At 67.0% G+C, this 22,469-nt stretch carries 21 protein-coding genes; 3 read left to right on the top strand and 18 right to left on the bottom strand.

The annotated features are described in order from the left end of the window. Positions 1–6 precede the first annotated feature (6 nt). The 18 genes from CAL18_RS06785 to CAL18_RS06700 form a co-directional block, all read right to left on the bottom strand. Positions 7–873 (bottom strand): glycosyltransferase family 2 protein, encoded by an 867-nt coding sequence (locus tag CAL18_RS06785; RefSeq protein WP_026638520.1) that lies wholly within the window; start codon positions 871–873, stop codon positions 7–9. Continuing rightward, complete coding sequence (locus tag CAL18_RS06780) at positions 870–1,559, bottom strand: PIG-L deacetylase family protein (protein ID WP_231494526.1); 690 nt, start codon at positions 1,557–1,559, stop codon at positions 870–872. Before CAL18_RS06780 ends, CAL18_RS06785 begins: the two co-directional genes overlap by 4 nt. A 19-nt stretch (positions 1,560–1,578) precedes the next feature. After that, positions 1,579–2,574: a UDP-glucuronic acid decarboxylase family protein gene (locus CAL18_RS06775; protein WP_051423641.1), complete on the bottom strand. Its 996-nt coding sequence runs from the start codon at positions 2,572–2,574 to the stop codon at positions 1,579–1,581. After that, positions 2,571–3,542 (bottom strand): glycosyltransferase, encoded by a 972-nt coding sequence (locus CAL18_RS06770; RefSeq protein WP_026638518.1) that lies wholly within the window; start codon positions 3,540–3,542, stop codon positions 2,571–2,573. Before CAL18_RS06770 ends, CAL18_RS06775 begins: the two co-directional genes overlap by 4 nt. Further along, complete coding sequence (locus CAL18_RS06765) at positions 3,529–4,599, bottom strand: glycosyltransferase family 9 protein (protein WP_026638517.1); 1,071 nt, start codon at positions 4,597–4,599, stop codon at positions 3,529–3,531. Before CAL18_RS06765 ends, CAL18_RS06770 begins: the two co-directional genes overlap by 14 nt. After that, entirely contained in the window at positions 4,596–5,558 is a 963-nt protein-coding gene (locus CAL18_RS06760; protein WP_231494525.1) for a glycosyltransferase family 2 protein, read from the bottom strand. Before CAL18_RS06760 ends, CAL18_RS06765 begins: the two co-directional genes overlap by 4 nt. A gap of 23 nt (positions 5,559–5,581) precedes the next feature. Then, complete coding sequence (locus CAL18_RS06755; RefSeq protein ID WP_094817571.1) at positions 5,582–7,318, bottom strand: carbamoyltransferase family protein; 1,737 nt, start codon at positions 7,316–7,318, stop codon at positions 5,582–5,584. 27 nt (positions 7,319–7,345) lie between these two features. Continuing rightward, positions 7,346–8,449: a glycosyltransferase family 9 protein gene (locus CAL18_RS06750; RefSeq protein ID WP_026638515.1), complete on the bottom strand. Its 1,104-nt coding sequence runs from the start codon at positions 8,447–8,449 to the stop codon at positions 7,346–7,348. Continuing rightward, entirely contained in the window at positions 8,446–9,033 is a 588-nt protein-coding gene (locus tag CAL18_RS06745; RefSeq protein WP_038851994.1) for a D-glycero-alpha-D-manno-heptose-1,7-bisphosphate 7-phosphatase, read from the bottom strand. Before CAL18_RS06745 ends, CAL18_RS06750 begins: the two co-directional genes overlap by 4 nt. Then, on the bottom strand, positions 9,024–9,752 hold the full coding sequence (locus CAL18_RS06740) for an SDR family oxidoreductase (RefSeq protein WP_094796529.1): 729 nt from the start codon (positions 9,750–9,752) through the stop codon (positions 9,024–9,026). The genes CAL18_RS06745 and CAL18_RS06740 overlap by 10 nt, the downstream gene beginning before the upstream one ends. An 86-nt stretch (positions 9,753–9,838) precedes the next feature. Then, positions 9,839–10,249 carry a PRC-barrel domain-containing protein gene (locus CAL18_RS06735; protein WP_026638513.1) on the bottom strand — a complete coding sequence of 137 codons (411 nt, stop codon included), beginning with the start codon at positions 10,247–10,249 and terminating at the stop codon, positions 9,839–9,841. 30 nt (positions 10,250–10,279) lie between these two features. Continuing rightward, positions 10,280–11,008 carry a BON domain-containing protein gene (locus tag CAL18_RS06730; RefSeq protein ID WP_094817570.1) on the bottom strand — a complete coding sequence of 243 codons (729 nt, stop codon included), beginning with the start codon at positions 11,006–11,008 and terminating at the stop codon, positions 10,280–10,282. A 140-nt stretch (positions 11,009–11,148) separates the two neighbouring features. Then, a complete protein-coding gene (locus tag CAL18_RS06725; protein ID WP_094817569.1) occupies positions 11,149–13,851 on the bottom strand; it encodes an ATP-binding cassette domain-containing protein in 2,703 nt (900 codons plus the stop codon). A gap of 74 nt (positions 13,852–13,925) precedes the next feature. After that, on the bottom strand, positions 13,926–14,258 hold the full coding sequence (locus CAL18_RS06720; protein ID WP_026638511.1) for a DUF883 family protein: 333 nt from the start codon (positions 14,256–14,258) through the stop codon (positions 13,926–13,928). A gap of 86 nt (positions 14,259–14,344) precedes the next feature. After that, entirely contained in the window at positions 14,345–14,794 is a 450-nt protein-coding gene (locus tag CAL18_RS06715) for a hypothetical protein (protein ID WP_432759132.1), read from the bottom strand. A gap of 26 nt (positions 14,795–14,820) precedes the next feature. Continuing rightward, positions 14,821–15,069: a hypothetical protein gene (locus CAL18_RS19575; RefSeq protein WP_038851991.1), complete on the bottom strand. Its 249-nt coding sequence runs from the start codon at positions 15,067–15,069 to the stop codon at positions 14,821–14,823. A gap of 42 nt (positions 15,070–15,111) precedes the next feature. After that, positions 15,112–16,878 carry a thiamine pyrophosphate-requiring protein gene (locus CAL18_RS06705; RefSeq protein ID WP_094817567.1) on the bottom strand — a complete coding sequence of 589 codons (1,767 nt, stop codon included), beginning with the start codon at positions 16,876–16,878 and terminating at the stop codon, positions 15,112–15,114. A gap of 68 nt (positions 16,879–16,946) precedes the next feature. Further along, positions 16,947–18,317 carry a sigma-54-dependent transcriptional regulator gene (locus CAL18_RS06700; RefSeq protein ID WP_038851989.1) on the bottom strand — a complete coding sequence of 457 codons (1,371 nt, stop codon included), beginning with the start codon at positions 18,315–18,317 and terminating at the stop codon, positions 16,947–16,949. A gap of 309 nt (positions 18,318–18,626) precedes the next feature. Between CAL18_RS06700 and CAL18_RS06695 the strand changes: the two genes are divergently transcribed. The 3 genes from CAL18_RS06695 to glgA all read left to right on the top strand — a co-directional run bounded on the left by CAL18_RS06695 (position 18,627) and on the right by glgA (position 22,466). Next, positions 18,627–19,550: a sigma-54 interaction domain-containing protein gene (locus CAL18_RS06695; RefSeq protein WP_094817578.1), complete on the top strand. Its 924-nt coding sequence runs from the start codon at positions 18,627–18,629 to the stop codon at positions 19,548–19,550. Positions 19,551–19,628: 78 nt separating this feature from the next. Further along, complete coding sequence (locus CAL18_RS06690; RefSeq protein WP_026638507.1) at positions 19,629–20,726, top strand: mechanosensitive ion channel family protein; 1,098 nt, start codon at positions 19,629–19,631, stop codon at positions 20,724–20,726. A gap of 174 nt (positions 20,727–20,900) precedes the next feature. Then, positions 20,901–22,466, top strand: a complete 1,566-nt coding sequence (gene glgA / locus CAL18_RS06685; protein ID WP_094817566.1) for a glycogen synthase GlgA — start codon at positions 20,901–20,903, stop codon at positions 22,464–22,466. The last annotated feature ends 3 nt before the right edge of the window (positions 22,467–22,469 follow it).

The following is a 22,469-nucleotide window of genomic DNA, read 5'->3' as shown; positions in this document are numbered from 1 at the left end:
CTCCTGCTAATGGTTGTGGCGCTGCGTACAGGCAAGCAATTCCTGTACCCGGCCCGACACCACGCGCCGCCGCGCGAGTACAGACCTCAGCCCCCTGCCTATATCCCGCGCGAGCCGCCAGCGCTGGCGTGCGGTCGGTTGCAGGCGGAACTCGCGCAAGGTGGCGCGCCAGGCCATCGCCGCAGGCAGGCGCAGCCAGGCAGTCCATATCGCGTTGCGCGCCAGCAGCCGGCGGCGCAACGTCGCGTCGCGCGCGGACGATGGCCAATGCCGCGTACATACTGCAGGGGCGTAGACAATGCGCCAGCCGCGCTCGAGCGCATCCAGCGCCAGCAGGGATTCCTCGCCGCCAATCAGCAGTGGCGGCCAGTACCCCCCCACAGCGCGGAACACCTCGGTGCGCATGACGCAGGCGCCGGCCATGAAGCCCATCAGGCAGGGACCGACGCCCGGCTGTTCCGGCAAGGGGCTTTCCTGCATGGCGCTGCAGGCCGGGTCGGGCTTGGCGGCGTCGCCCACCAGGACGCGGGCATTCAGTATGCCGATCTCGGGCGTGGCATCGAGTATGCGGATGGCGGCCTCCAGGGCGCCCGGTTCCCAGCAGGTGTCGTCGTCGCAGAACGCAACGTAGTCAGTCTGGACTTGGCGAACGCCCAGGTTGCGACCGGCGGCGCCCAGGTTGTCCGGGGCCTGCACCAGCGTGATGTCGGGGAAGCGGCGTCGCACCGCGGCGGCCGTGCCGTCGGCGCTGGCATTGTCCACCACCACCACCGGGTACTGTGCGGGCAGGCTCCCGAGCCGGTCCAGGGTGCGCAACAATTCGCTGCGTCGGTTATACGTCAGCACCACAATGGACAGGCGCGGCTGCATCATTTCCCTGCTTGCTCCGCCGACAGTTCCCAATAGCGCTCCGGCGCCGCGTCATCTCCCTGCCCCGGCACCAGCCCCAACGGTTCCAGTTGGCTTGCATAGGCGGCCACGGCGCGGGTCTTGCGCTCGCCGCGGTACGCGGGGCCCGGCACGGGTGTGGCCACGATGTGCTGTGCGCGCAGCGCCGCCAGCCTGGATTGCACTAGCCCGGGCTTGCGGCGGTACAGGGCTTCCTCGTAGGCAAGCCAGCGTCCTCCCAGCGGCCGTTCAAACAGCCGCCATATGGTCAGCGCCGCCTCCGACACCCGCAGATGATCGCGATGAAACAGCCCCAGCGGCAACAGCAACACGGCAGGCTGCAGTGTCGTGAGCGCAGTGGCCAGCATGCCGGTCAGCCGCCCGGGCCCGGCCTGCTGGCGGGTGTACTGCTCATCCAGCAGCCCCAGGTCAAGATTGCGGGCGCCGAGCACCGCCATGGCGGCGCGGTTTTCTTCGTGGCGTGCCAGCATCGCCTGGTCGGCGCTCTGGAAGCCGCAACGCCGATCCCAGTCGGTCAGCGGCGTGGAGCTCGGCGGCACCCCCGAGTACACCGTCAGCACTGTGCTTCCCGGGCATGCCGCGAGCCAATTGCCGCAACTCAGTACGGCGTCGTCGAAGTGGGGGGAAATCACGACGACGCTGCCCGACATGTCCATAGCCTACCTCGTCTTACTGCGCCTCGGCGGCAGCGGCGCGCGTGGGGCGATCTGCCGTCCGCCGGCGAAAATATTCGATCGTGCGCGCCAGCCCCGTCGCCAGCGATGTGGTGGGGTTCCAGTCCAGCCGCTCGCGCGCCAGGGTGATATCGGGGCAACGCTGCATCGGGTCGTCTTGCGGCAGTTCATGGAACTGCAGGGGCGAACTGCTTTTCGTCAGCTCCAGCACCAGCCGCGCCATGTGCAGCACAGTGATTTCAGCCGGGTTGCCCAGATTGACAGGCTGGCAGAGTTCAGGCGGGCTCTCCATCAGGCGCACCAGGCCTTCGACCAGATCGTCTACATAACAGAACGAGCGCGTCTGGACGCCATCGCCGTAGATGCTGAGCGGCCGGCCCGCCAGCGCCTGCACGATGAAATTCGATACCACGCGGCCGTCGTCGGCAGCCATGCCGGGCCCATAGGTATTGAAGATGCGCGCGATCTTCACGGTGACGCCACGGCGGCCGTACTCGGTGAACAGGGTTTCCGCGCATCGCTTGCCTTCGTCATAGCAAGAGCGCGGGCCCACCGGATTGACGTGGCCCCAGTACGCCTCGCGCTGCGGACTCTCGAGCGGGTCCCCGTAGACTTCGCTGGTCGACGCCTGCAGGATGCGCGCGCCGGTGCGGGCCGCCATCTCGAGCAGCTGCGTGGCGCCCTGCACGCAGGTGCGCAAGGTTGCAACCGGATCGGCCTGGTAGTGAACCGGCGAGGCGGGGCAAGCCAGGTTATAGATCCGGTCTGCCCGTATATCGGCGGGCAGCGGCACGGCCACATCGTGCCTGAGCACGGTCAGCCCCGGATGCGCGGCCAGGCCGGCCAGGTTCTCTGCCCGCCCGGTCTGGAAGTTGTCCACGCAGACCACGTCCCACCCATCGGACAGCAGGCGGCGGCACAAGTGCGATCCCAGGAAACCCGCGCCGCCGGCTACCAGCGCCCGCGGAGCGCTTATCGTGCTGTCTTTCATGATGACTCCGTCAACGTGGCGAAGACCTGGTTCCAGTCCTCGACAAACCGCTCGATGGAAAATCGCCGCAAGGCGGTCGCTCGCGCTGCCTGGCCCCAGGCGCGCGCCAGCTCCGCGTCGTCGATCAATTGCCGGGTCACATCGAGCAGGCGTTCGGGCCGGCTATCGACGTAACCGTCCTGGCCGTTGGTGATGACGCATGGCAATTCGGTGGCGGCAAAACCCACGACCGGCAACCCGCAAAGCATGGCTTCTACCAGTGACAGGCCCAGGCTGGCATAGCGCACCGGACTGAAAAAGCAGCGGTACCGCGCCATGAAAGCCGCGACTTCCATGTTGGGCACTTCGCCCAGGCCGCCCGCGGCTTCGGCGTCCATGCCGATCAGGTCCAGCGGGACCCGGGCGGCCGCCTGCGTATAGAGGTCGGCGCCCACCCGGCGTCCGCGCCGCATCAAGTGGTTCACCACCACGATGCCCCGGGGCAGATCGCCCCGGTACAGGTAGCCGGGATCGGGCAGCCCATGTTCCACGACGCGCTGGGCGATGCCGTGGTTGTCCCACATGACGGCGTTATGGGGCGTTACGTGCACCAGCAGGCCGCGCTCATGCCGGAACGGATGCATCGACTCCGCGGGCAGAGGCGCGGGCGGGTTATGTTCGATGTACGCGCACGGCAGGCGCCGTTGAGCGGCCGTCAGCAATAGCGGCGCGTCAGCCAGGTTCTGGGCCGACTGGTAAATGACCAGGTCGAACTCCAGGTTCCTGACCTGCCAGGCCGGCACTCCATGCACGTTCTCACCCCAGGGGATCTTGCGGCCCAGGGCCCCGTAGCCGGGACGATCGTCTTCGGTTTGCGGCACGTAGAAGTCGTGCGGCGCCTGCGCCAGCGCGTACAGATAATTGCCATGTACGTGCCAGACCAGGATGCGCAGCCGCCGCCGGCCGCGGGGCGATTCAAGAGGCGACATGATGGGGCTCTTCAAGATGTCGACACGCGCGCGCCAGCACGTCGTCGGCCGATATGGCCAGCGCGCAAGGGTGGCCTATCGGGCAGGTGTCGTAGCTGCACGGACGGCAAGGCATGTTGGCCGACAGCACGCTGTGGCGCCGGCCGTCCAACGGCGCCCAGCGGCGCACGTCGCTGCCCGATGCAACGACGACGCTGGGCACGCGCATCGCCGCGGCCACGTGCGACATGCCGGTGTCGTTGCAGATAACCAGACGGCACTGTTCCACCAGGGCGGCCAGTTCGCCCAGCGTGGTGCGGCCGCACAGGTTCGCAGCCCGCGTGCCGCACTCGCGCCACATGGCGCCCACCAGCGCGGCTTCATCGGGCGTGCCCGTCAGGGCAATCTGCCAACCTCGGGCCGCGATGGCGCCGGCCACCTGCGCGAACCGCGCGGTCGGCCAGCGCCGCGACGGCAGCCGCGCGCCCACATGCATCACGACCGTGCGACGCGGCTCCAGGCCTTCCTGCCGCAACAACGCCGCGGCGGCCGACGCCTCGCGGGCGCTGACAGGCAGCTCCAGCGTGGAATCCCACGCGGCCAGGCCCAGCCAGCGCAGCAATGCCAGGTAACGCAAAGGCTCGGGCATGCGGTCCGGCCATGGCATTCGGCATCCCGGAACGGCCTCGGCCTGCGTGGGCACGAACCCCGCCCAGTGGCGCGCGCCCAGGCAGCGCACGATGTCATTGGAATGTTTGCCGCTGCCATGCATCTGCAGCGCCACGTCAAATTGCATGGCATGCGCGCGCTGGTAGAACTGCGGCAAGGCCTGTTCGCGGGCCGCCTGTTCGGGAAAGTTCGCCGTTCCCGGAAACTCCAGCAGGTCATCGATGTACCGGTCGAAACGCTGGACGAAGTCGCGCGCGTTGGGAAGTCCCACCAGGGTGATATGCGCCTGTGGAAAAGCCTGGCGCAGGGCGCGCAATGCGGGCACGGCGCACAGCATATCGCCCAATTGCAGCGCGCGGAAAACCGCGATGCGCGGCGTGGCGCCGCCAGTAGTGCAGGATATGTTCATGGAAAGCGCAGTCCGTAACGGCTTATCCCGATCAGCCGCCAGGTGATGGACAGCAGCGGGATAAAGGCGGAAGTCAGGGCCAGCTCGGCCACGTGCGCCGGAGCGCGCGACGCGCCACGCAAACGGCGCACGAAAAATACAAGCGTCAGCGCCAGCCAGAGCGCGCCGAATATCGCCGCCGCCCCGGCATGGCCTGCCAGCATCGCCACGATCGCGGCTGCCAGCGACAGGGCGTGCGCCAGGTAGAACCAGGGCGGGCCGCGTCGCACCCGGGCACGGTACAGGCGCGGATATTTGCGATACAGCAGTACGTCGAACATGACTTTCTTCTGCATGCGCAAGCCCACGGCGAAGGGAGCCGGGCGCACGGGGTGCAGCACCCGCGCGTGGGGCGTGCGCACCACTGTCATGCCGTGCTCCAGCAACGCGAAGTACAGGTCCGAATCTTCGCGCCATGCCATGGTGTAGCGCGTATCGAAGCCGCCCACGGCCTGCAGCGCGTCGCGCCGCACGAAACAGTTTGCCGTGACAAACTCCGCGCGCGTCAGGCCGGCCGCATCGCGCTCATAATCGGTGGGCGGCTGCGCAATCGGCATGTCGATGGCGCCCGCGACGGCATGCACGCCCGGCTCCATTGCCAGCATCCCCTGCCATAGCCAGTCTGCGGCGGGGATGGTGTCATCGTCGGTGAAGGCAATGATGTCCGCCATGGCGCCACGCCAGCCCAGGTTGCGCGCAGCGGCAGGGCCCTGCGTGTCGCTGGCCGCCAGGTAGCGGACCCGCGGGGCGGCGCCGTCGGCGGCGTCAAAGCCCTGCACCAGGCTGCGCGTGCCGGGGTCTGCGCCGTCGTCGCAGACGATGACCTCATAGGCGCGTCCGGGAAAATCCTGGGTCGCCAGCGCCCGCAGGCAGCGCCGCAACAGTTCGGGACGCCCGCGGGTGGGTACCACAACCGACATGAGCAGCTTTTTCCCGCCGGGACTCATCGCGGCTTCTCCAGCAGGTACGAGCCGATGACCAGCGCATCCAGGGGCGAAGTCCAGAAGCACTCCACGGCATCGCGCGGCGAGCACACCACCGGCTCGCCGCGTGTGTTGAACGAAGTGTTCACCAGCACCGGCACGCCTGTACGCTTTTCGAAGGCCGCGAGCAGGTCGTAGTAGCGCTCGTTCTGGTCGCGCCGGATGGTCTGAACGCGTGCCGTGCCGTCGATGTGCCGCACCGCCGGAATCCGGGCGGCGCGGTGCGGCAGCACGTCGTAGACAAACAGCATGAAGGGCGCGCATAACGGGCTCTCGCCTCGCGCGTCGAACCACTGCGCTGCCCGCTCCTGCAGAACCACCGGAGCCACGGGCCGGAAATCCTCGCGGTCTTTAAGGCCGTTCAGGCGAGCCTGCATGCCGCTGTCCAGCGGAGAGGCCAGTATCGAACGCGCGCCCAGCGCCCGCGGCCCGAACTCCATGCGTCCCTGGAACCACCCCAGGATCTTTTCCTGCGCCAGCAGCTCGGCAGCCTCTTCGGCTACGTTGTCCAGCTTGCGGAACGCCAGGCGCGACCGGTACAGGAAACGTTCGATTTCATCGTCGTCGTACGCAGGGCCCAGATAGGCGTGCTCCATGGCCCAGCGGCGCGGCCCGCCGCGCCTTTGCTGGTCGACATAGAGCGCGGCGCCCAGCGACGTGCCGGAGTCACCCGCCGCCGGCTGCACCCATACACGCTCGAATGGGCCATCGCGGCTGAGCCGGGCGTTCATTACGCAATTGAGCGCCACGCCGCCCGCCATCGCCAGGTGCCGCGCGCCGGTCTGGCCATGCAGCCAGCGGGCCATGTGCAGAGTGGTTTCTTCCAGTACGTACTGCAGCGAACTGGCGAGGTTCTTGTGGTGTGTATCAAAGGGCGCGCCGCGCTGCCGGGGCGGGCCGAAGCGCTCGTGCAGGCGCGCGGGTTCTATCCGGTAGCCGCCCTCGTCTTCCAGGCGCACGATTTCGCGCATCTGCGACAGGTATTCGGGCTGCCCGAAGGAAGCCAGGGCCATCACCTTGTATTCGTCCGATGAATGCAGAAAGCCCAGATATCGGGTGACGTCTTCGTACAGCAGTCCCAGCGAGTGCGGAAGCTCGACCTGCTTCAACCGGGTATAGCGGCCATCTCGATACACCCCATAACTGGTGCTGGCGCGCTCCCCTCGGCCATCCAGTGTCAGCACAGCAGTTTCTTCGCATGGCGCGGCCAGAAAGGCACTGGCTTCGTGCGACAGGTGGTGGTCCAGGAAGATCCATCGCGACTGGATATGATCGAGCGTAAGGCCATCGAAGCGCGCCTTCAGGTGGTGCGGCGCGCCGTCCAGCAATTGCCGGGGGGCATTCAGCACATACGACGTGAACAGGGGATCCCACGGCGAACCTTCGTGCGCGCGCGCGGTCGAGCGCGACGGCTCCAGCGGCAGCAGGATATGCCCGTTTTCCTGCGGCGGCTGCGGCAGCAGCGCCGCGTCGAAGGCATACACGATATGGTCCACATCGCGCAGCACGATTCCCGCCTCGGCCAGGCAGTAGTCGATGGCGTGGTATGGCAGCTGCCACGTAGAAAACGGAACCGGACGCTTGCCATGCTTGATGCGCGTAAAGCGCTCTTCCTCGGCTGCGGCAAGCACGACCCCGTCGCGCACCAGTGTGGCAGAGCAATCATGAAAGGCAGCATTGATTCCGAGTGTGTACATCGCGGTTCCTTCTGGTGTCGGCGTAGATCAGGGCGCCATGCTTACCGACGGCGCGCCGCTTCCTGCAAGCAATTCCCGCGCCGCTGCCGCCACGCTGGCCGGCGCCACTTTTGCCAGGCACGCGTGGTGCCCCTGCGGGCAGACACTGCGGTAGCAGTACTTGCATGGCACGTCGTGAAACAACACCCGATGGGGCACTTGCCAGGGCGTATGCTGCGGATTGGTCAACGCGTATAGATCGACCACCGGCACGCCCAGCGCCGCGGCGATATGCGCAGGCCCGCTGTTGTTGCATACCAGCACGGCGGCGGCCTCGATGGCTGCTGCGAGTTCCCCCAGGTTCAGTTCGCCGCTCAAGTCCACCAGCCCCGGAGCCAGGCGGCGCTGCCCGGCAAGTGCGCCATGCAGGCCCCGGTCTGCCGCCGTGCCCAACAGCACAATGCGCCGTCCCTCGTTGCGCATGGCCGCGATGGCTTGCGCGAACAGCGCGGGGGGATATCGGCGCGACGAAGCGCTCGCGCCGGGATGCACGGCAATCCACCCGCCCTGCTCCGCCACGCCCGCGGCATCCAGGCGCGCGCGCAGCCCGACACGGTCAGCCGGCCGCACCCGCCAGGCCATGGTCGTGGTAGCGCTGCGCGCGCCCACCGCCGCGACCAGATCGAGCTGGCGCTGCACTTCGTGGCGGATGCCGCTTTCGGGCTCGCATTCCCGGGCCCAGTCTGTCACCAGTCGGTACGGATTCTCGCGGCTGTGCGCCAATACCCGCGGGATGCCCGCCAGATGGCACAGCAAGGCGGCCGGCAGCGCACTCTGGCTGTACACCGTAAAAATCACGGCTGCGTCATAGCGTCCGGCGGCAAGCCGCCTGATCATGTCCACGTCCTGACCGTTGCCCTGCGCGTCGTTCTTTACCCAGGCGGCGTCATAGCGCAGCACATCGTCCACGTCGGGCAGGAAATCCGCCGCCGCTGCGCCCGCCGTGCTGGCCAGCAGCGTCAGGTGCGGACGTCCCGGCAGATTCTTCAGCGCGCGCATCGCCGGCGTGGTCATCAGCACATCGCCAAGGTTGTCCAGCCGTACGCAAAGAATGCGGCGCGCGGCACGCCACGCGGGATTCGTCGCCGTCATGCCACCTCCGCTGCCGGCCGTTGCAGGCGTTGCACAACCATGCGTGCGGCATGCGCCAGAGTGGGAACGCGCGCCGTCGGAGTGCGCCAGGGGCCGCGCACCCATTCGGTTTCATTTCCCACGTCCAGCAGTATCGTCCGGCAGCCGGCGCGATTGCCTGCCTCGACATCGTCGAGAATGTCGCCGATCAGCCAGGAACGAGCCAGGTCGATCCGATACTCGCGGGCAGCCCGCAGCAGCAGCCCGGGCTGGGGCTTGCGGCACGCGCACACGCCGGAATACGGCGCCACGCTGCCCCGGGGATGGTGAGGGCACCAGTAAAAGCCCGCCAGCGATGCGCCGGCGGCGGCAAACATCTCGTGCAGCCGCATGCGCACCGCCGCCAGCGCGTGCGGCTCGAAGCGGCCCAGCGCCACGCCGGGCTGGTTGCTGACCACGATCAGCGGAATCTGCAGCGGCGCCAGCAGGCCCAGGCCCTCGAGCGCGCCATCGGCAAAGCGCATCCGCTCCGGGGCTACGTTGTAAGGCACGTCGGCCAGGATCGTGCCGTCCTTATCGAGGAATATGGCGGGCGTCAGGGCCACGAGGTTTCCTTCATGGGCAGGACCATGACCTCCGGCACTACCGTTTCGTCCGGCTGCGTCAAGACAAAACGCACCGCGCGCGCGACATTCTGCGGATCCTGCAGGCAGCTGGTATCAATATCGGGAAAGCGGTCTAGCAGGAATGGCGTGCGCATCCCGCCGGCGATCACGGCGCTGACCTTCAGGCCCATGGCGCGCAGCTCGGCGTGCAAGGCATGGGACAGGCCCAGCAGCCCCCATTTCGACGCGTGGTAGGCGCTGGCGTTGGGCCAGGCGCGGCGCGCTGCCGTGGAAGCAATATTGACGATATGCCCATGGGGCGCCAGGCGATTCTTCGCCAGCTTGGCCATCAGGAACGGGCCGGTCAGGTTGGTGCGCAGCACTCTTTCCCAGGCCGCCACGTCCAGCTCGTCGATCGGCGCGGTGACGTCGACGCCGGCGTTATTGATCACGGCGTCCAGCTTTCCGTAGCGTTCGATTGCCAGGTCCAGCGCCGCGGATACCTGGGCCTCGTCACCGACGTCCATAGTGACTGCGCATGCCCGGGCGCCATCCTGCGTCAGGCGGGCCGCCTCTTCGTGCGCCCGCGCTTCGTCGATGTCCGCCACAACCACATGCGCGCCCTCGGCAGCCAGCATGCCGCATATCGCCGCGCCCAATCCGCTGCCGCCGCCGGTGACCAGCACCACGCGCCCCGCCAGGCTTTCGTTTTCCCTCATTGCATTCTCCGTATTGCCGCCGCGCTGCGCGTACGCGGGCGCGGCGGCGTCAAAGGAAGTGTCCGGCTACGCTTTGCCCTTGCCACTTACCAATACGGAGGCTGGTCGTAGTATTCGTAGAGATCCTGCGCCCATTGCCTGTCGCCCATGGCCGGCCAGTGGTCTTTGTCGAAACCCTGGGCGTTCTGCAGTCGTTCTTTCGAAACGTCCAGTACGAAGCACTTGCGATCGGTGTCCAGCACCAGCGCGCTCCAGGGCACCGCGTAAAGCTTGTCGCCCACTCCGAGCAGGCCGCCGTGTGACAGCACCGCGTATGCGATGCGTCCTTGCGGCACATCCAGCATGATGTCCTGGATGGTGCCCAGCTTCTCGTTTGCCGGGTTGTAGACGTCGTTGCCCGTGAGCGTGTCGGCCGCCATGATTTCCGGCCCCGGCCCGTCGGCCGTCGCCTTGCCTTTGCCGATGATGCGCGTCTGGCTCGTGGTGTCAGTGGTCATGATGAATCTCCTTAGCGGCAGCGGCCGCCGTTATTGCATGCGGGTGTCGTTGGGATGGCTGGTGCCTCCCACGCGTATATGGTTCTGGATGTCGTTGACGCCCAGGCAGTCGTCCACGCAGTCTTCGACGGCATGCTTGGTATGGCGCGACGGCACGCTGCCCTCCAGCGTGACTACGCCATCGCTGACCTGCACGGATACATCGCTGACATCCAGGCCGCTGTGACTGAGGCGCTCGCAGACGTCTTCGCGCACGCGCTCGTCCGACCTGACGTAGCCCTTGGGCGTAATGCGCTGAGACCGCTGCAACGCCGGGTCCCGCGAGCCGTAGCGGCGCTCGTCCGCCCACTGCCGCCGGGCGTCGCTATCGTGTCCGTACCTGTCCTCATCATCGCCATAACGCAGCTGCTGACGCTGCAGGCCGGGGTCTTCGCCTCGGAACCCGCCATAGCTGCTCTGGCCCGGATCCGCGCTGCGGCTGCGCACGCGTTCGTAGGGGCCGGTTTCGCGGGTGCCGGGATACTGGCCGCCCTGTTCATACGGCGCGCCGCGCGGGTTGGGCCGCCCGCCGCCCACCGGCTCCCGGGGCCGATCGGCGTAGTCGCGGCCATAGGAAGGCTCCTCGGCGCCCCACCGGCCGCTCTGCCTCGTGTAATGCTCGCGGCGATAGCGATGTGCGTCGTCCTGATCGTGCCCATAGTCCGGGCGACGATCGTCCCCGCCGTAATACTGCGGGTCCGGTCTTTTTGAATGTTTCATGGCTCGCCTCCTGCTCGAATCGCCGGCGGATCGGAGAAGCCGTTCCGCCCGACATGCATAGGCAAGCAATCGGTGTGCCGCCCGCGCATGGCGGCCGCACACGCCGGCGGGCGGGAAAACTTACACCCCGCAGTAAGAAATCAGGGGCTGAGGGAGCCGTTCGCACGCTGCCGTCCCAGCAGCGCAGATATCGTGGCCAGCAACTCGCGCGGGTCGACGGGCTTGGATACGTGGATCTGGAAGCCGGCAAGCAAGGCGCGCAGCCGATATTCCGCTCCGGTATGGCCCGACAGCGCCAGCGCGGGCATGCGGGCGCCCAGCGGCACGCCCCGCTCGGCTTCGAGCGTACGGATGCGCCCGATGACCTCATAGCCTTCCATATCCCCAAGCGAGATATCGCACACGAGCAGGTCGGGCCAGTCATCGCCGGAGGGCGACAGCGCCGTCAGCACCTGCGCGCCGCTGGCGCACGTGCGCACCGCCGCGCCCCGGTCGGCGAGCAACTCGGCCACGAGATCGCGGGCGTCTTCCTGGTCGTCGGCCACCATGATGGTGACGCCGGCCAGATCGATGCCGGCCGGTTCGGACGCCGCTGCGGGCATTTCGTCTACCGCGCGCAGAGGAAACTCCAGGGTATAGACCATGCCCGCGCCGGGCTGGGCCACGGCTCGCAGGCTGCCGCCCAGGCGTTCCGCTTCGGCCTGCGCCTGGGCCGGGTTCAAAGCCACCATGCTGCGCAGCACCTCGGGCTCGTTTTCGTCCGCCGGCTGGGCCGCCGCCTCTTCCGGAGCCAGACGTTCATCCGCGATACTGAGCCGCGTCACCGGGCCGTCTCTGCCCAGCCTCAGCTCGATGCGGCCGCCCGGCGGCGTCACCGCCACGGCGTGCGCGTACAGATTCCAGACCAGCTGTTGCAGCGCGCTGGGGTCGCCCGTAATGCGCGCGGCTTCGGCTGCGATCTGCGTATAAAGATTTACGCCCTTGGCGGCCAACAGCGGGCGTGCCGCGTCCAGCACCCCCGCCACCAGCGCCACCAGGTTCACGGGCTGCATCGTCAGCCGGGTCGCGGCGGCCTCGAGCGCATGCTGCTGGCGCTGCAGGTTCCACATCTGGGCATAGACGCCCTGGCGCGCGAGCAACTGCTCGTGCGTGCCCTGTTCCACCACATGGCCGTGCTCCATCACGAGAATCAGGTCGGCGTCCACGATTGTGGACAAGCGGTGTGCGATGACCAGCGTGCTGCGCCCCTGCGATATGCGTGTGAGCTCGGCCTGGATGGCGCGTTCGGTGCGAGTATCCAGCGCGGAAGTCGCTTCGTCGAAGACCATGACGCGGGGGCTCTTCAGCAGCGCCCGCGCGATGGCAATGCGCTGGCGCTCTCCGCCCGATAGCTTGACGCCGCGCTCGCCCACGCGGGTGTCGTAGCCGGCCGGCAGGCTGGAAATAAAGTCGTCGACACGCGCGCCGCGTGCGGCTTCGACAATGGCCTCACGGGTGGCCTCGGGGTCGCTGTACGCAATGTTGTAAGCGATCGTCTCGTCAAACAGCAGCGTATCCTGCGGCACGATGCCCACCGCGCGGCGCAGGCTTTGCGGGTCGACGTACCGCAGGTCCTGGCCATCGACGACGATTCTGCCCTCGTCCGGGTCGTAAAAGCGGAACAGCAGCCGCGCCAGTGTCGATTTTCCCGAACCACTGCCCCCCACCACTGCCACGGTTGCGCCGGGCGGAATGCTGAAACTCACGTTCCACAATATCTGTCGCCCGGGCTCGTAGCCGAAGCTGACATTGTCGAACTGCACCGCCCCTTCGCGCACTTGCAAGGGGGGAAGCCCGTGGTCGTCGGCTACCTCGGGCTGCACCTGCAGCAATGCGCCCACGCGCTCTGCATTGATGAAGGCTTCCTTCGCCTGGCGGAAGACCAGGCCCAGGGTGTTCAGCGGCAGGCAAATCTGAATAATGTAGGCATTGACCAGCACCAGGTCGCCCACTGTCATGCGCATGTTCACCACTTGCTGTCCGGCCAGCAGCATGACCGACCCCACGCCGAACGCGATAATGGCGCTCTGCGAGATGTGCAGCGCCGAAAGCGACCGCTGATTGACGATGCCCACGTCCACCCAGCGCCGCAGTATGTCGGCGAGCCGCCGCGATTCGAGCGGTTCGTTGGCATAGAGCTTTACCGCTTCATAGTTCAGCAGGCTGTCGACCATGCGCCCGCTGGCCTGCGAGTCGAGCTCATTGATCTGGCGCTGAAACGGCGCGCGCCTTTCGGTCAGTATGGCGGTAACCACCGCATAGGCAGAGAAAGTGGCCAGCACGATCACCGCAAACCACAAACTGTATCCGGCTACCAGGATCACGAGTACCGACACGATCTCTACCAGCGTGGGCAACAGCGTGAACAGCGCGGTGCCCAGCAAAAAGCCCACTCCCGCTGTGCCGCGCTCAACATCGCGCGACAGTACCCCGGTTTGCCGGCCGCCGTGGAACCGCGCTCCCAGGCGGTGCAGATGCTCAAACATGCGAACCCGGAAGTCCGCCACGGCCATCTGCGTCACGCGCACGAACACCAGGTCGCGCAGTTCGGTGAAAAGGCTGCCCGCGAACCGCAACAGGGCGTAGCCCAGCAGCAAGAAAACCGGCAGCGTCAGCAGCACGCCCGGCTCGCTCAATGCGTCGACGATGCGCTTGAGCACTGCTGGCACGGCCACCATCAGCAGCTTGGCCGTCACCAGCAACAGCACCGCCAGCGCGGTACGCCGGCGGTGCGTCCATAGCGCCTGCAGAATGCTGCGGCTGACCTCCTGGCGCGCGCGGGCGGCGCTGCGGTCTTCTGTCATGTGGGAAGTCGGATACGGCGGGCGCGCGCGAGCGCCCTCGCCTGCCTCAGGCAGGCGCTACGCGGCGCACCCGGTCAGCGGCGCCAGTGGTCGGACGCCAGGCACGCGCCGATGGCTATGCCTACCAGGATGGCCAGCCCCGCCGTCTTCCAGGCGTGGTCATGCACGTAACCGTCGGCGGCCGACGACACCTGGCGGTAGCGGCCCACCGCCGAGCGCTCCCAGTCCTGGGCCTGTTCGCGCGCCACTTCCAGCTGGCGCTTGAGCCGGTCGCGCGTCGCCTCGACTTCGGCGCCGCTGTATGACGCAGTAGCCCGCAGCAGGTCCTCTACGCCGGCGACCATATCGCGCAACCCGCTCTTGATGCGATGGCTCGAGTCGTGGTCGCGATGATTGAACATACTCATAAACGCCTCCTTGTTGATGTGCCGGGCGCCCCGGCTCGACCGCCCGGGCTGCAAGCCGCATGCCCGCCCACATCCGTCGGCCCGAATCAGTCGGCCTGACGGGTCCGCCCCTGCACAACGGCCTTGAACAAATGCGCGACGGCGCCGGCAAAGGCCTCGTCATACCAGGGATTGGCGCCACTGACGCCCACCACAATGCCGTCTACGCACGCGCTGCCCCACACCGTACCATCCGACGGACGCAGCATGTGTGGGCGCGTCTCGCATATCACCTGGCTGGGCATGCCCGTGCGCCACGATATGGCCGCCTTGGCACGCGCATAGGCGGCGTAATCGGCATCCCAGGCAGCGCGGTCGCCCACGCTGTGCTCATAAAGTACGGCTTCCTCGAACGAGGCGGTCCGATCGGCGGCGGGGTCCAGCACCACAATATGCAGGAAGCCGCTTTCCCCTACGCGGCGGTCGGCCATGGCAGCCTCTATCATGGGCATGGCCATCGCCACGGCCCGGGCAGCGGCCTCGCGGTCGGCAAACATCGCCCTGCTTTCTGCCCGACCCGCCATCAGAGTTCCCGGGTGGCGCGTCGCCAGGTGGCTTCGAATGCCTCGTCCTGGTAATGGTCGATGCCGGGCGTCTGTTGCGGGTCTACGCCGGGCATGGGGTTGGGAATGCTGTCCGGCGGGTCGGGCCTGCGGTCGGGCGGCGGCGGCACTTCGTCCGGATTTCTTGGCGGATCCTGCACAGGGTCGGTGGGCATCGGCGTATGCATGCGCAGGTCTGCCGCCGGCATGGGGTGTGGGATGTAGATCATCGTCTGCTCCTCGAGTGAGTGCGGTAAAAAAGGCCGGCCGGCTCAGCCGGCCCACCATTGCTTGATGGTGGCGCGCAACGCGGCGCCGCCCGAAGCGTCTTCCTGGCGCAGCGCCTTCAAATAGCTTTGAACCTGCTTGATCGGCACATGGGGCGGGATGGGCGGCACTTCGGGGTCGGTAACCATCTCCAGCAGCACCGGCCGCCGCGCGGCCAGCGCGCGGTCCCAGGCAGGGCCCGCTTCATCGGGGTCGTCCACGCGGATGCCTTCCAGGCCCAGCAGACGCGCAAACTCGGCGTACGGAAAAGCCGGCAGGCACTGCGAGTCTTTGAAGCGCGGATCGCCGGCCATGCGCTGCTCCCAGGTCACCATATTCAGGTCGCCGTTGTTGAGCACCATGACAATCAGGGTGGGATCGGCCCAGTCCTTCCAGCGATGGGCGATGGTGATCAGCTCGTTCAGCCCGTTCATCTGCATGGCGCCGTCGCCCGCCAGGGCAAAGGCGGGCCGGTCGGGATGCGCGAGCTTGGCGGCGACCGCATACGGCACGGCGCTGCCCATACTGGCCAGCCCGCCGGACAGCGATGCGTCCATGCCTTTGCGCACGCGCAAGTGCTGCGCGTACCACACGGCGGCAGACCCGGAATCGCAGGTGATGATGCTGCGGTCGGGCAGGCGCGACGACAGCTCCCAGAACGGCCGCTGCGGATTCATGGGCCGGGCAGCCAGCATGGCGCGGGTCTCGACGGTCTGCCACCATCGCGCCACGTCCTTCTCTATTTTTTCCCGCCAGTGGCGCGATTCCTTGCGGCGCAGCAAGGGCAGCAGCGCCTGCAGTGTCGCCTTGCTGTCGCCCACCAGGCCCTGTTCCACGGGATATCGCAGGCTGATCATGCGGCCGTCGCGATCGATCTGAACGGCGCGCGCCTGGCCCTCGGCCGGCAGGAACTCGCTGTAAGGAAACGCAGTGCCCACCATCAGCAGCGTGTCGCACTCATTCATCATCCGCCAGCTGGGCTGGGTGCCCAGCATGCCGATGGAACCGGTCACGCCGGCCGCGTCATCGGGCAGCACCGTCTTGCCTAGCAAGGCTTTTGCGATGCCGGCGCCCAGCAGATCGGCCACCTGCAGCAATTCATCGCCCGCCGCCGCCGCGCCCGCGCCTGCCAGGATGGCCACGCGTTCGCCCTTGTTCAGAATGTCGGCCGCGTTCTGCAACGCGGTTTGCGCCGGCGCGCCCGCGTGCGATGTGACGCCGATGCCGCTGTGGACCGTGCCATGCTCGCGAGGCGGCGCGGGCACGGCCGGCAGATCCTGCACATCGTTTGGCACGATCAGGCAGGTCACGGCGCGGCGCTCCAGCGCGATGCGGATGGCGCGGTCCACCAGATGGCGCGCCTGCACAGGGCTCGCGGCCACCTGTACGAAATCGTGCGCGACGTCCTTGAACAGGCTCGCGAGGTCTACTTCCTGCTGATAATCGCCGCCCAGTGCACTGCGGGCCTGCTGGCCCACGATGGCCACGACCGGCTGATGGTCGAGCTTCGCGTCATACAGCCCGTTCAGCAGATGGATCGCACCCGGCCCGGACGTGGCCATGCATACGCCCACCTGGCCGGTGAACTTGGCATGGGCGCACGCCATGAAAGCCGCCGTCTCTTCGTGGCGCGCCTGGATGAACTCCAGTTCGTCGGTGCGGCCAAACGCGCCGATCAGGCCATTGATGCCGTCGCCCGGATATCCGTACACGCGACGGATGCCCCATTGCGCCAGCCGCGTGAGTATGAAATCGGATACGGTACCCTGCATGACTGCTCCCGGACAGATGTCTATCGAGAGCAGTCACAGCAAGCGCCATGCCTGTAGCGCCGGCCTCGTCAGGGGCCGGGCGGCGGCTTGTCGTCGGTGAGTACGATATGCCCGGCGCGGGCATATTCTTCAAGGCGGTTGTATAGCGTCTTGGCGCTGATGCCCAATACCGCGGCAGTTTGTTTCTTGACGCCGCCGCAACGTTCCAGCGTGGCGAGGATCAGCCTGCGGTCGGCCTCGGCCAACGTGATGCCCAGCGGCACCGTGACGCGCGCGGCCTGACTGCCGCCGTCGGGGGAAATCTGCGGCTGCAGGGCGTCGGCCGACAATACGCCCTCTTCGGCCAGGATGTAGGCCCTGCGCACGAAGTTCTTGAGCTCGCGCACATTGCCCGGCCACGCGTATTCGAAAATGGCCTGGCGCGCCTGCTCGGAAAACTGCTTGTCTTCGCCGTATTTCTCGTTCAGGGCCGCCAGAAAGCGGTCGGCCAGGAACAGAATGTCGGTGCCGCGCTCGCGCAGCGGCGGCAGTTCGACGGGAAAGACGCTCAGACGGTAATACAGGTCTTCGCGCAGCTTGCCGTCTTGTATGGCCTGTTCGGGGTTGCGGTTGGTGGCCGCCACCACGCGGATGTCGCACGCGATTTCGCGGTGGGTACCCACCCGCATGAACCGGCCGGTTTCCAGCACCCGCAACAGCTTGACCTGCAGGTCAAGCGGCATTTCGGTGACCTCGTCCAGGAACAAGGTGCCCGAGTCGGCGCGTTCGAAGTACCCCTTGTGCTGCCGGTCGGCGCCGGTAAAGCTGCCGCGCTCGTGGCCGAACAATTCGCTTTCGATCAGGTGCGGCGAAATGGCGCCGCAATTGACGGCAATGAACGGCTTGTTGCGGCGGCTGCTGAGTTCGTGGATGGCGTGCGCGGCCAGTTCCTTGCCCGTGCCGCTTTCGCCTATGAGCAGGGTCGTAACGTCGGTGGCGGCCACGCGCGACAACTGCGTGTACAGCTTTTCCATGCACTCGGACTGACCGAGCAGCTTGCCGAAACGGCCGGGTTCCTGGAAAGGCCCGGTGTCGGGCGCGGAGCCGCAGTTGGCCGCGACGCGCGTCATGATTTCGGACAGGCGGTCCATGCATACCGGCTTGACCAGGTAGTCCGTGGCCCCCAGCCGCAACGCCTCGACGGCGTTATCCATACTGCCGTGCCCTGTGATCACCACGATCTCGGCATCGGAATTGGGCATGCGGCTGAAGATGTCCATGCCGCTGGCCCCCGGCAGCCGCACATCGGTAAGCACCAGGTCGGGAGATTGACGCTGCAGCTGGATTACCGCGTCTTTCATTGTGGCGGCCTGCGCCACCGTAAAACCGTGTTCGCGGCCAATTTCGGCCAGCACTTCGCGGACTGCCTCATCGTCGTCCAGCACAAGCAAATGTGGCATTGTTGCTCCGTACAGGTGTAGCGCCGACCCCTGCGGCCGGTCATCCATGCTTGGTGAGCATACCGCGCGGCGGCGGCTTTGGGCGCACGTCAGGCCCCCGGTTCCACCAACGATTGCCAATGTTTGCACATGGTTGCAAATTTGACCATAGGCGCTACCGTATCATCCGAAATGGATCACGGCGGCCCCTCGGGCCCGATAATTGCGCGGAGAAACAGGTTTATGCAGGCACTCTCGTCCGCGCCGTCACGTACGCCGGCGGGCTCGGCGCACTTGTTCAACGACATGTTCGACGGCATGTGCGCCCAAATGCGCGAATTCGGCACGCAGGTACAACGTGCCGCGCGCAGCGACGCCACTGTTTTCATCATTGGCGAAAGCGGCACCGGCAAGGAAGTCGTGGCGCGCGCCATCCATGAAGGCAGCGATCGCGCCGCCCAACCCTTTGTCGCCGTCAATTGCGGCGCGATCAGCAGTTCGCTGGTGCATGCGCAATTGTTTGGCCACGAGAAAGGCAGCTTTACTGGCGCGCTGGCCCAGTCCGCCGGTTATTTCGAATCGGCCAGCGGCGGCACGCTTTTCCTGGATGAAGTCACCGAAATGTCTGACGCGCTGCAGGTGCAGTTTCTGCGCGTGCTCGAGACCGGCACGTACCAGCGCGTAGGCGGCACCGAGCTGCTGCATACGGACGTGCGCATTGTCTGCGCCAGCAACCGCGACCCCATGGCGGCGGTAGAACGCGGCGAGTTGCGCCAGGACTTCCTGCACCGCCTGCTGGTGGTGCCTCTGCGCGTACCGCCCTTGCGCGAGCGCGAAGGCGACGTGCGCGTGCTGGCGCAACGGTTCCTGGATGCCCTGAACCGCACGCACCAGACCCGCAAGCGCTTCTCGCCGCGCATGCTGGATTCGCTTTCCAGTTATGACTGGCCCGGCAATGTGCGGGAGTTGCGCAATGTGGTGCAACGGGCATTCATCATGTCGGACCACGTGGTCGAAGCGGACTTTCATCGCCGGGCCCCGCGCAATGCGGGCCAGGACGCGCGCGACGGCAAGCTCAGCTTCCCGGTCGGCACATCGCTTGACGAGGCCCAGCGCGACCTCATCCTGGCAACGCTGGCACACCATGACGGCGACAAACAGCGCGCCGCCGATACGCTCGGCATCAGCCTGAAGACGCTGTACAACCGCCTGGGCGCCTACGCCGACAGCGCTTCGACCGGCAAGCCCGGCTAAGGCGCCCGCGCCGCCGGCCCCGGCGACAGGAACACCGCTTGCTTGCTGGCCGCCTGTTTTGCCTGGCGGAGAAAGCGTGTGTTCATAAACGATCTTGTCCAATACAGTCTGCTCGGCAGCCCGCTCTGGGCCTGGGCCCTGACGGCCGTTCTGGCGACGGTTTTTCTGCTTGCCATGCGCGCGGCGCTGAGCCTGGTGCGCACCCGCCTGCAACGGCGCCTGGAAGCGGGGCCGCGCCCCGGAATTTCTCTTGCGCTGGAAATACTCGGGCGCACCAGCTGGCTCATTCTGTTCCTGATCGCCATTCTGCTCGCGGCGCGCGTCAGCGGCGTGATTGCGGCCTGGTCGGTGGCGGCGTCGCACCTGTGGTTCGTGCTGGCGGTTCTGCAGATCGCCTTGTGGATAGATCGCGCCATTGGCGCCGGCCTGGTGCGCACGCTGGTAGGCCGCGTAGGGGGGCGGGCCGTCACCGCCATGCTGATGGCACTGCTGCTGCGCATTGTGCTCTGGACCATAGTCGTGCTGGCCATGCTGGACAACCTTGGCGTGAACATCACGGCTCTGGTGGCCAGCCTTGGCATCGGCGGCGTGGCCGTCGCGCTGGCCGTGCAGACCATACTGAGCGACCTGTTCGCCTCGATTTCCATCGGGCTGGACAAGCCGTTCGAAGTGGGCGACTTCATTGTGTTCGGCTCGGTCGCGGGCAGCATCGAGCACATTGGCTTGAAGACCACACGCATCCGCAGCCTGGGCGGCGAACAGATCGTCTGCTCGAACACCGAGCTGCTCAAGCAGACCATCCAAAATTACAAGCGCATGCAACAACGGCGCATTGTGTTCGGGTTTACCTTGTCGTACCGCACTTCCCCCGAGGACGCGGCCGCCGTCCCCGACATTGTGCGCCGCCAGATCGAGGCGTCGTCCGACACGCGCTTCGACCGCGCGCATTTCGCGAGTTTCGGGGAAAGCGGGCTGGTGTTCGAGGCCGTGTACTACGTCATGAGCGCCGATTACAACCGCTACATGGATATCCAGCAGCAGATCAATCTGGGCTTGCTGCGCGAACTGCGCGACGCCGACATCGCCATCGCGGTGCCCGAACGCCGCGTGCGGATATCGCGCGATCTTGCGGCACAGCCGGCGCCTGAGCCGCTTGCCGTGCCGAGCCAGCCCTGATCCAAAGCGACCGCTGCGGCCAGCGCGCCCACCCTCGCTTGGACCCCGGCGACAAGGCGCGCGCTGCATCGCAGCACCGGCGGCAACATCGGGCACGCTGTTTGCGTAAAGGGCGCCGGGCCCGGATGGGGCCCGGTTTCCCTTGAACAGAATGACACTCGCATGGGAGCAGTCATGGCGCGAATAAGAAGCTTGATGGTGACATCCGAAGCCTACCCTTTGGCCAAGAGCGGCGGATTGGGCGACGCGGTAACCGGATTGGCGCGCGCGTTGAGCCGGGCGGGCACCGATGTCAGCGTGCTGCTGCCCGCATACCGTGGTGTGCTCGAACGGGTGGCGGGCGTGCGCCATATCGCCCACCTTGCGGGCATGCCCGGCGGCGAAGCCACGTTGGTGGCCGCGCTATGCCCCGAAACCGGGCTGCCCCTGTACCTGTTGTGCAACGATGCCCTGTACGACCGGCCGGGCCTGTACCTGGACGAGGAAGGCCAGCCCTATGCCGACAATGCCCTGCGGTTCGCCGCGCTGTCCCACGCTGCGGTAAGGCTGGCCGGCGGACTGCCCGGCGCCCGGTCGCCCGATATCCTGCATGCCCAGGACTGGCATGCAGGCCTGGTTCCGCTGCTGGTGCGCGCCGCCGGCCTGCGTTACGTGAAAACGGTCATCACGGTGCACAACCTGGCGTTCCAGGGCGTTTTCCCGCTGGCCTGCGCCCGCGAGCTGGGAATCCCGCAAGCTTATTGCACCGACGACGGGGCGCGCTTCTACGACCAGCTCAGCTTCCTGAAAGCCGGCCTGCGCTACGCCGACCGCATCACGACGGTCAGCCGCAACTATGCGCGCGAGATACTTACGCCGAAGTTCGGCTGCGGGCTGGACCCGCTGCTGCGCGCCCGCGAGTCCGACCTCCTGGCCACTCCGAACGGCATCGACGACCGCCTCTGGAACCCTGCCACGGACCCCTACCTGGGCAGGCATTGCTACAGCGCCCGCAATCCGGCCAAGAAAGCCCGGGCGAAGGCGGCGCTGCAGAAGGCTTTTGGCCTGGCGGTGGACGCGTCCAGCCCGCTGCTTGCGATGGGCAGCCGCCTGACCGAACAGAAAATGGCGGACGTGGCCATCCAGGCCCTTCCGCAAGCCTTGCAGCGCCATGCCGGCTTGCAGGTCGCGGTCATTGGCCGTGGCGAAGCTCGCTACGAACACGCACTGACGGAAATCGCCGCCCGCTATCCCGGGCGTTGCGCAGTGCGCATCGGCTATGACGAAGCTACCGCCCACCGCCTGCACGCCGGCGCCGACATGCTGCTGCACGGCAGCCGGTTTGAACCGTTCGGCCTGACGCCGCTGTACGCAATGCGGTACGGCACCGTGCCGATAGGGTCCCGCGTGGGCGGCATGGCCGACACCATCGTCGACCCCGGCGCGCCCGGGGCCGACCTGGCCATGCTGGCCGCGACCGGCATCCTCTTCGATGGCGACGGCGCGGACGACATGGGCGCGGCCATCGACCGCGCGCTGCGCCTGTATGCGCAACCTGCCGTGTGGCAAAGCATGCAGCGCAACGGCATGGCGTGCGACTTCAGCTGGAACTCTGCCGTCGAACCCTACGTAGCGCTGTTCGAGAGCCTGGCAGGCAAGGTGCCGCGCGGCCAGGTTCCGGCTCCGGCCCTGCGCCCCACGCCCGTGCCGGCCTATGCGGGCCGTTCGCTGGACGGCATCGCCGTGCCGGCAGCGTACTGACGC

The sequence above is a fragment of the Bordetella genomosp. 7 genome, assembly GCF_002261415.1.
In the GTDB taxonomy this organism is placed as follows: Bacteria; Pseudomonadota; Gammaproteobacteria; order Burkholderiales; family Burkholderiaceae_B; genus Bordetella_A.
Note: the sequence above shows the minus strand (reverse complement) of the source record. Positions and strands in the feature narration are given on the sequence as shown.